The organism is Dielma fastidiosa, assembly GCF_000313565.1.
Classification (GTDB): Bacteria; Bacillota_I; Bacilli_A; order Erysipelotrichales; family Erysipelotrichaceae; genus Dielma; species Dielma fastidiosa.
Genome location: NZ_HE578923.1, coordinates 158,204 through 165,541, shown reverse-complemented (window position 1 = coordinate 165,541; position 7,338 = coordinate 158,204). Strand labels below are relative to the sequence as shown.

The window sequence follows — 7,338 nt, the reverse complement described above, 5'->3', positions numbered from 1 at the left end:
AAACTGGATCGGTAAATGAACTTCTTTCTCTGTGCTTCGATAAACCATGATCCCGGATTCAAGATGATATTTGAAGAGATTGTTACTGTATTTTCCCTGCCGTCTTCCCGTTATCAGCATTCGTTTTCTTCGCTCATACCGATAAGCTTCAAGATTTTTATGCAGCTTCTTCCTTGAACCAAAGCAAGCGGCTCTCACACCTAAGTTCAAATGATTCAGTTTATCCGTTTCCCGGTTTAATTTAAAGGTCAGCAACCCGATTCTATGTTTTAGCTGTTTGATATTCGGACTGACGATCTGTACCTCATACAAATAGTCTGCTTCACTAGTTTTATGTTCCTTGCTTTTTTGAATCAATTGTTCTTTCTGTTTCTGCCAGTTCTGTAAAGTTTTGTTTTCCTTACGAATCTTCTCTTTGATTCTTTCAATCCGTTTAGTACATGCTTTCTTCAATCGCTGATTAGTTTCAATATTACTTTTAAGCAGGGCTCTGGCTTCATGTATTGCAGATAAAGGAAAATAATCATTCGTTCCATATCTTGCTTTTAACTGTTTTTGTAAAGAGACTGCATCCTTGACACCATGAAAACAAGTTAGATAGAGTTTCTTATAAGCGGTATGAAGCATAGAGTTATACAGGATCAAATCCTTCTTAATACAATTCGCATCTTCTTCTGATAACTCTTTATAATAGAAGCGATTTGAATAAGATAAACACTTCATGGATATTCCCCCCTTGAACAAAAAAGCATCCACTGAGATTCGATAGATACAAAGGAAACTAGGTGATGCTTATATGAAATTTAATGATTAAATAGATTGTTTTTTGTTACTTATAGTATACCATATTCACACGATAATTTCATCCGTTTTTATCATTTTTTAGATTAATCTTCATAATGAGATATTTAACCTTTGATGCTTGAAAATGAAATTTCCTATAAAACAAAAAGAAAAAAGCCGGCAGCCGCCAGCTTTGTAAATATTAATTTAATTTTATTAAATAAAGATAAAACGAGCAATAAAGATTAAAATCAATACCCACATTGAAATATGGACTTCTTTAACCTTACCAGTTGCAATCTGAGCAATGCCATAAGTAATAAAGCCTAAAGCAATACCATCAGAAATACTTGACGCGCAAACCATCATGATTACAGTAATGAAGCAAGGCGCAGCCAGAGCCAGATCCGTCCAATCGATTTCTCTCAGCTGCTGAACCATCAGCACACCGACAATGATTAATGCAGGTGAGGTAACCGGTGAAAGGAAATACTGTGTTTCACCAATCATTACTGGGACAGAGTTAAATACGCTCAGCAATGGTGTAAAGAATACAGCTAATAAGAAGAGCACACCTGTCACCACAGCTGTAAGACCTGTACGGCCGCCGGCAGCAACACCTGAAGTTGATTCAACAAAAGATGTAACTGTTGAAGTACCTAATACAGCGCCGACACAAGTACCGACAGAGTCTGCCACAAATGCTTGTTCAGCATTGATCAATTCACCTTTTTCATCGATCAGATCAATACGGCTTGCGATGGCAACTAAAGTGCCGGCTGTATCGAAGAAATCGACAAATAGGAAAGAGAATAATACTAAAATCAAATCTGTATGTGAGAATAAAGTGCTGAAGCCTTCAGTAAATGCCATGAAGGTAGGCATTGCAGGCATGCTGTCAACGACACCGCTTGGCATAGCAGGCATGCCGGATACACCCAACATTCCCAAAACAACACCAACCACTGCTGTGATAATCAAACCATAGAATACAGCCGCGTTTACCTTACGAATCAGCAATACAACAGTAACGATGATGCCGAATAGACAAAGAGCTACCGTTGGATCAGTGAAAGGTCCAAGACCTACATAAGTAGAGGCATTCGCAACTACAATACCCGCATTCTTCAAGCCGATGAAAGCGATAAAGAAACCGATACCGGCACCAATCGCTGCTTTTAAATGCTTTGGAATCGCATTGATAACCATTTTTCTTAAGCCGGTTACAGATATAATAAAGAAAATTACACCAGATAATAATACAACGGCTAATGCTTCCTGCCATGTATAACCATACTGGAAGCAGACAGTATATGTAAATAATGCATTAACGCCCATACCAGGAGCCAGTGAAACTGGATAATTTGCCAATAGTCCCATTAAAATACTAGCAATACCAGAAGAAATAGCCGTAGCAAGGAATACTGAATTGAAATCCATACCCGTTGCTGACAGCATATTCGGGTTTACCCCAAGAATGTACGCCATGGTAAGAAAAGTAGTAACACCGGCAATAATTTCTGTCTTAACCGATGTATGCTTTTCCTTAAGTTTAAATAACTTTTCTAACATTGTTCAATCCCTCTTTCTGTTTTGTTCGGCATATAAAAAAGCTTTCATTGACCACAATGAAAGCAAAAAGATGCTTTCATCATAGTCCGGCATTTACGGTGCCAGGTAGAAACGCTTCCCCTTATCAGAAGCTTATATGATGAACAAATACCTTACTATTATATCGAAATATGACTGACAGTTCAATTGTAAAATCTGCCTTTTTATCAATAAATTTAAGCTTTTTCAATGATCATTTAACATCTTGAAAAATGTAAGCCCTGTCATCTGTAAAACAAGAAAAAGAGGGAATTTCCCTCTTTAGATTAATAATCCATTGGCGGAGCGATTGGTTCCTTCTTTTCCGGTAATTCAGCCACAGCTGCTTCCGTTGTCAGGAATAATGCAGCAATGCTTGCGGCATTCAATAAAGCGCTCTTTGTAACTTTAGCCGGATCAATGATACCTGCTGAGAACATATCCACCCATTGACCAAGTTTCGCATCGAAACCAACATTAGGTTTAGCAGCTTTCTGCATTGCGACAATATCATCACCATTATAACCAGCATTCTCAGCGATCTGATAAACCGGAATCAATAATGAATCAAGAACTACGCTGAAGCCTCTCTGTACATCAGTAACCTCTGATTTCAATACATCTTTTAATTCATTGTATACTTCCACTAATACTGCGCCGCCGCCGATAACCGTACCTTCAGCAACCGCTGCCTTAGTAGCATTTAATGCATCCTCGATGCGCAGTTTCTTTTCTTTTAATTCACTTTCTGTAGCGGCACCAACTTTAATAACAGCAACACCGCCAGCCAGCTTAGCTAAACGTTCAGCAAATTTCTTCTTATCAAATTCGCTTTCTGTATTATCCATCTGATTGTGGATTTCATCAGTTCTAGCCTCAACAGCAGCCTTATCACCAGCGCCGTTGATAATTGTCGTCGTATCTTTATTTACTAAGATCTTACCCGCAGAACCTAAATCAGTAATATCCATTTCTTTCAGATCCATATTCAGATCTTTAGCATAGAATTTAGCGCCCGTTAAGATTGCGATATCCTGCAGCATTTCTTTCTGATTGTCACCAAAGCCAGGAGCTTTAACCGCTACAACATTGAAAGTACCGCGCAGTTTATTAACAATTAATGTTGATACTACATCGTTATCATAATCTTCAGCAATCATCAATAATGGTTTGCCTGATTGTACTACTTTTTCAAGTACCGGCAGAATTTCCTGAATCGTGGAAATCTTTTGATCAGTAACCATAATTAAGGCATTGTCGATTTCGATTGACATTGTTTCGCGATTGCTTACCATGTAAGGTGAAACATAGCCTTTATCAAACTGCATACCTTCAACAACTTCTAATTCAGTATCAAAGCCTTTAGATTCATCTACAGTGATTACACCGTCTTTGCCAACCTTTTCCATTGCTTCAGCAATAAAGCCGCCGATTTCAGTGCTGCCTGCAGAAATTGAAGCAACAGATGCGATATCATTGTTAGTTTCTACTTTGTGTGCCTTGCTTAATAAAATCTTAGCTGCTTCCTTGCTGGCTTTATCGATACCTTCACGCATCAATACAGGGTTAGCTCCCTTTTCAACCATCTTCAATCCTTTATGAATCATTGACTGAGCTAAAAGAGTAGCCGTTGTTGTACCATCACCAGCTGTATCATTTGTCTTAGCTGCTACCTCATAAACTAATTTAGCTCCCATATTGGCAAATTTATCAGCACATTCAATTTCTTTTGCGATACTTACACCATCATTAGTAATCAATGGTGAGCCATAACCCTTATCCAAAACTACATTACGGCCTTTAGGACCCAATGTTACTTTTACTGAATCGGCAAGGATATCTACACCCTGCAGCATTGCCTCTCTTGCATCTTTAGAAAAACGTACTTCCTTACTCATATCATTTTCCTCGCTTTCTTATTATTCCATGATTCCTAAGATATCACTTTCAGGAACCAAGATATATTCAACATCATCTACTTTAACTTCAGTACCTGAATACTTTTTATAAACTACTTTATCATTAACAGCCACAGTCGGTTTTACTAATTGTCCATCCACCAGCTTTCCCTCGCCAACAGCTTTAACAATCGCATAGGAAGGTTTTTCTTTTGAAGCTTCAGTCAAAACGATACCGCTTGCTGTTTTCTTTTCAGCCTCTACTTTTTCCAACAGAACATAATCATGTAATGGTTTAATCATTAAGTATTCCTCCTTTTTGGCACTCTCACTATCTTTGTGCTAACTCATATTATACTCAATTCTAGCACTCTGTCAATACGTCTGCTAAAACTTTTTATATATTTTGCTATTTCATTCCAGTATTACAATGCTGTCATAATGATTGTAATTTCATGAGAATAAATTATAATAAGAATATCTTATAAGGAGGATTCGTTTATGTATTATGAACCACATAAATCATCAATAGCTAATCTGGATGCAAATCTTGTAGCTTTATTTGTTTATTTAATACCGATGCTGGTTGGCTTTGCCTTTCATGCCTCAGCTTTAGCTTGGATTATTCCACTTGTTGTTTTCTTTGTTGAGAAAGACAGCGATTTGGTTAAATTCCATTGTGTTCAGGCTGTCATGCTGGTATTTATTCCTGGTGTTCTTTCATTTATTATTTCAATGATTACAGCTATTATTGGCGGTACTGCCATGGTAACTGGTTGGTTTGTTAGCTTTTCAGGGATTATGTCATTGTTAACCGGAAGTGTTTTTGGAATTATTTTATTAGTATTTGGCTTAATTACCGGCATTATTGCTTTAGTATTTTTTGTCTTTAAAGTAATCGCTATGATTAAAGCCTACAATTATATCGCTTATGAAGTACCTGTAATTGGCAAGATTGCATCAATAATTGTGAATGGATCACATTAAAAGTTTATGGGGCTGAATCGAACCAGATTTGAATGATGCCCCATTCCCTCTCTTTTTATATATATGTAGAAAAGTGCTGAAACTTGATTGTTCAGCACTTTTTTATGTAAACAAATCACAGGGGGTTAGCCTGTGATTGTTTGAATTTATTGATTATTCAGTTGCTGGAGCAGTCGGAACTTCTTCTTCTTTCTCCTCTTCGTTATTTGAAGTTGTTGAATCATTCACAGTATTATCTTCTGTATTTGATTCATCAGTATTCTCTATATTATCTACATCTTCAGGAAGAGAACCATTAGTTGAATCATTTGTCTCTTCTTCATGTTCTGATATGATTTTACTATTAGTATCTATCTTGCTATAATCTGTTAATCCGGTGATATCTGTGTGCTCAGGTCCAACTAAAACCTTAGAAGCAACAAAATCACAGCCATCATTAACATTAAGAATCGCACTATGTCCATTTCTACCATATACATAAATTTGAACTAATTGAATGTTCTCTGTATCTGCCGATAATTTCTGAGTATGTTCACCAGTAATTGTTACATAATCAAGAGTTAAAACAGAATCAGACTTATACGTATCTGAACCAAATCTATCCCCAACTACAATTGGAGCGCAAGGCAATTCATTGCCACCTCCCCAATTACCAGTTAAGTAATCCTTATCTTTACCAAATGCATCAGTATAATGAATTTTTGTATTAGTAACTGTTGCATTGCCAGCTCTAACTACTAATGTTTGACGATTTCCATATAATTCTGAATTTTTAATTATTAAGCTACCTGGAACATTTATTAATACTGTCGCATCATCGTTATCTTTAGCATCTTCTGTGTCTGTTCCATTATTTCCTGTTGTTTTTAAAATACTATCTTCAATCAAAATTTCAAAATTATAATTATCTTCAGAGCCCGCATTTGTTCCAACTGCATAAGTTCCAGCGTTAATTTCAGAATGATTTTTTACTATTACTTTTGAAGCATTACCTTGAGGTGATAATGCGGAAGCATTTGTATCCATCTTTACATTATCTAATGTAATACTTCCATCCTTACCTACAATAAACACAGAATCTGAACCATCTATTTTATTTTTACTTGTTATATTACCATTCTTAAAGACAATACTCTTGTTTATATATGAAAATTTAGTTGAGACAGTTTTACCTTTATTATTTATATAATGAACACTTGAAAGTGTTAAAGTTTTACCATTTAAATCGATGATGATCTCTTTCTTACTTGTATCAGAAAGCAATTGATCATAAAACCCAAGTTCAACACTGTCAACACCAGTTTTTGTCAATGTTAATGTAATATCATTTTGAAGAACAATATGATCATTATCCTTTGAATCCATAATTGCTGTTTTCAAAGAGCCATCATCTATTACTGTGTGTGTAGTGTAGCTTGGTGTTACAGAACCGCTTCCTCCACTTGAAGATCCACCTGTTGATGGTTTATTTACTTCTGGTGCTTTCTCTACATCCTTGCCTGTTTCTACGTCCTTGATAACTGTATCCTTGCCAGCTTCTACGCCATCAACATTCGCTTCTACCTTGTTGACAGTTCCTTTACCATCAATACTTACTGGTGCGTCGGCTGTCAATGTGCCTACCGTACTGCCTTTTGATACTTCAATGGCTGTATCTTTTGCACTTTCGGTTACTACAACATTCTTAACATCCGCATTTACCTTGATTTGCGTATCAGTCTTTACTTCAAGGCTTTCTACCGGTGCCTGAATATCCACACTTGCATATGTCCGTGTACTTACTTCCTGTGCAGGCACTTCAATCACGATTTCACCTTTAGTTGTTGACTGTACTTCAATTTTCTCTACTTCACCTTTGAAGTTCTTATCCGGTGTTACCGCTGCTGTCTCTTCCAATACGATCGTCTTTACTTCTGTTTCGCCGCTTAATACGACTTCTGTATTTCTTGTCTGTGTGCTGATTGATTCAATCTTTGAATCAGTAATCGTTAATTTACCGGCTGTCTTGTTGTCACCAATGACAACTAATTTACCTTTTACAGTTACACCTTTTAATTCTAATGCTTTGGCTGTTGTCACA

6 protein-coding genes and 1 riboswitch are annotated in these 7,338 nt (G+C 36.6%); of the genes, 1 reads left to right on the top strand and 5 read right to left on the bottom strand.

Annotation, left to right across the window (positions count from 1 at the left end; all coding sequences use genetic code 11):
- The 4 genes from DAHG_RS21375 to DAHG_RS01125 form a co-directional block, all read right to left on the bottom strand.
- Nucleotides 1–723 (bottom strand): hypothetical protein (locus DAHG_RS21375; RefSeq protein WP_022936479.1); only part of this gene is annotated, 723 nt, incomplete at its 3' end.
- 276 nt (nt 724–999) lie between these two features.
- Nucleotides 1,000–2,355, bottom strand: coding sequence for an NCS2 family permease (locus DAHG_RS01135; RefSeq protein ID WP_022936477.1), 1,356 nt, complete (start codon nt 2,353–2,355; stop codon nt 1,000–1,002).
- 62 nt (nt 2,356–2,417) lie between these two features.
- Nucleotides 2,418–2,515, bottom strand: a riboswitch (purine riboswitch).
- Between the two features lie 145 nt (nt 2,516–2,660).
- The gene (gene groL, locus DAHG_RS01130) at nt 2,661–4,271 is read right to left on the bottom strand and encodes a chaperonin GroEL (protein ID WP_022936476.1); all 1,611 of its coding nucleotides are present in this window, start codon (nt 4,269–4,271) and stop codon (nt 2,661–2,663) included.
- Nucleotides 4,272–4,292: 21 nt separating this feature from the next.
- Nucleotides 4,293–4,574, bottom strand: a complete 282-nt coding sequence (locus DAHG_RS01125) for a co-chaperone GroES (protein ID WP_022936475.1) — start codon at nt 4,572–4,574, stop codon at nt 4,293–4,295.
- 198 nt (nt 4,575–4,772) lie between these two features.
- Between DAHG_RS01125 and DAHG_RS18375 the strand changes: the two genes are divergently transcribed.
- Nucleotides 4,773–5,258, top strand: a complete 486-nt coding sequence (locus DAHG_RS18375; RefSeq protein WP_022936474.1) for a hypothetical protein — start codon at nt 4,773–4,775, stop codon at nt 5,256–5,258.
- 153 nt (nt 5,259–5,411) lie between these two features.
- On the opposite strand, the gene DAHG_RS01115 is transcribed toward DAHG_RS18375, so the two are convergent.
- The coding region (locus DAHG_RS01115) for a hypothetical protein (protein WP_161650489.1) at nt 5,412–7,338 on the bottom strand (1,927 nt) is incomplete at its 5' end.